General features: G+C 59.2%; 1 protein-coding gene. It reads left to right on the forward strand.

From position 1 onward, the window contains the following. A partial coding sequence (locus C5O24_RS12105; RefSeq protein WP_107681895.1) for a glycoside hydrolase family 2 TIM barrel-domain containing protein occupies positions 1 to 3,034 on the forward strand: 3,034 nt, incomplete at its 5' end. Positions 3,035 to 3,065: the final 31 nt, after the last annotated feature.

Genomic DNA, 3,065 nt, shown 5'->3' on the forward strand with positions numbered 1-3,065 from the left:
CCCCACCATCACCCCCGACACCGCCGCCACAATCACCCTACCCCTCACCCTACAGCACCCCCACCTCTGGAGCGCCGAACACCCCGCACGCTACGTCCTTGTAGCCCAACTCCTTGACAAAAAAGGACAACCCCTCGAAACCGTATCGACCTACACCGGATTCCGCCAGATCGAAGTCCGCCAGACCAAAGCCGAAGACGACGAATTCAACCTCGCCGGACGCTACTTCTACATCAACAACCAACCCGTCAAACTCAAAGGCGTCAACCGCCACGAAACCGACCCCGCGACCGGCCACACCATCAGCCACGACCGCATGACCCAGGAAATCATGATCATGAAACGGGCCAACATCAACCACGTCCGCAACTCACACTACCCCGACGACCCCTACTGGTACTACCTCACAGACAAATACGGCATCTACCTCGAAGACGAAGCCAACCTCGAAAGCCACGAATACTACTACGGCAACGCATCACTCTCCCACGTCCCCGAATTCGAAAACGCCCACGTAGCGCGCAACATCGAAATGGTTCGCTCCAACATCAACTCACCCTCAATCGTCATCTGGAGCCTCGGCAACGAAGCCGGACCAGGCAAAAACTTCGTCACAGCCTACAACGCCATCAAAGCCTTCGACACCACACGCCCCGTACAGTACGAACGCAACAACGACATCGTCGACATCGGCTCCAACCAATACCCCTCCATCGCATGGGTCAACGAAGCCGTAAAAGGCAAAATGAAACTCAACTACCCCTTCCACATCTCCGAATACGCCCACTCCATGGGCAACGCCCTCGGCAACCTCGTCGACTACTGGAACGCAATCGAAAGCACCAACTTCTTCATCGGAGGAGCCATCTGGGACTGGATCGACCAAAGCCTCTACAACTACGACCCCAAGACCCGCCAGCGCTACCTCGCATTCGGAGGCGACTTCGGCGACCGCCCCACCGACGGACAATTCGTCATGAACGGCATACTCTTCGGCGACCTCACACCCAAACCACAGCTCGCCGAAGTCAAAAAAGTCTACCAGAACATCGCCATAACACCCGTCGACATCGCCAAAGGACAGATCGAAGTATTCAACAAAAACTACTTCACACCCCTCGACGACTACACCACCACATGGACCCTCTACGAAGACGGACAACCCATACAGACCGGCAACGCACTCCAGGGACCCCGCATCGCACTCCAGCCCCGCCAGCGCCAGATCTACACCGTCCCCTTCGACACCACACTCATCAAACCCTGCAACGAATACTACCTCAACATCGACTACCGCCTCGCCAGCGACCGCCCATGGGCCAAAGCCGGCTACACACAGATGTCCGAACAGCTCGAGATCAACCGACCCGAACGCCCACGCTGCATGCGCGGCATAGCCGGACAGATAGGCAAGATCGACATCAACCGCAAAGGCAACACACAGACCATCACCGGACAAGGATTTGAAGCCCGCTTCTCCCTCATATCCGGCACACTCCAGAGCCTCACCTACGACGGCCACAACGTCATCGTACCCGGCCACGGACCCACACTCGACGCATTCCGCGCCTACCTCAACAACGACAACTGGGCCTACGGACAATGGTTTGCCAACGGACTCTACAACCTCAAGCACAAAGTCACCGCCTGCGAGACATTCACCGACCGCTTCGGCAACGCCGTCCTCTCCTTCACCATCGAAAGCCAGGCACCGCGCGGCGGACGAATGACCGGAGGCAACGGCAACGCATCAGGCACCTACGCCATCGATGAAAGCCAGTCAGCCATCTTCGGCCCCGACGACTTCCGCTTCACCACCAACCAGATATGGACCGTCTACCCCGACGGATCCGTCGAACTCAACGCCGTCATCTCATCCAACAACCCCGCCGCAGTGCTCCCCCGCCTCGGCTACACCATGGAAGTGCCCGACGACCTCCCGCAGTTCACCTACTACGGACGCGGACCCGAAGAAAACTATGCCGACCGCAAGACCGGCCAGTTTATCGGACTCTACAGCGCACCCGTAGCCAGCATGTTCACACCCTACACCCGCCCGCAGAGCTGCGGCAACCGTGAAGAAGTGCGCTGGGCCGCACTCACCGACAGCAACGGAAGCGGAGTCATGTTCGTCGCACCCGACAAAATGTCCGCCACAGCCATACCCTATACAGAGATGGAACTCCTCCTGGCCGACCACACCTACAAACTCCCCTCGAAAAAAAACACCACACTCCACCTCGACCTCGGAGTGACCGGACTCGGCGGCAACAGCTGCGGACAAGGCGGCCCACTTGAAAACGACCGCGTAAAAGCCACAGAACACCGCTTCACATTCATCATCCGGCCCACACACCCCGGCGACACCCTCTCCCAGAACGCCAAAGTGCGCGGAGGCGGCCTCCAGCCCATCGGCATCAGCCGCTCACGCTCAGGCCAACTCACCATCTCATCGCCCGACCCCACGGCCAAAATCCTCTACACCGACGGAACATCGCGCCGGCCGCGCCTCTACACAGCCCCATTCCCATTCAAGCAGGGCGGCACCGTCAAGGCATGGCTCAAAGACACACCCACAGTCTACACATCGATGACACTCCCGCGCATCGAAACCATCGCCACACAGGCCACCTACGCCAGCAGCCAGGAACCCGACTATGGCGAAGCCACCAACCTCACCGACGGCGACCCGACCACCATCTGGCACACCATGTATTCCGTCACCGTAGCACCCTATCCCCACTGGGTCGACTTCGACGCCGGAGAACCTAAGACCATCAAAGGCATCAACTACCTCCCGCGTCAGGACGGCAACTCCACCGGCACAGTCAAAGACTACGAAATCTACATCAGCACCAACGGCAGCCAGTGGGGCGAGCCCGTAGCCAAAGGCACCTTCGACAAAGGCGCATCGCAGAAGACAGTCACCTTCGCCAGCCCCGTCAAAGGCCGCTACATCCGCTTCATGGCCCTCAGCGCACAGGACGGACGCGACTACGCCTCCGGATCCGAATTTGAAGTGATCGCCGAATAATCCCCCCCAGCCCCAGCGGGCGCCCCATCTC

The sequence above is a fragment of the Paramuribaculum intestinale genome (assembly GCF_003024925.1).
Lineage (GTDB): Bacteria > Bacteroidota > Bacteroidia > Bacteroidales > Muribaculaceae > Paramuribaculum > Paramuribaculum intestinale.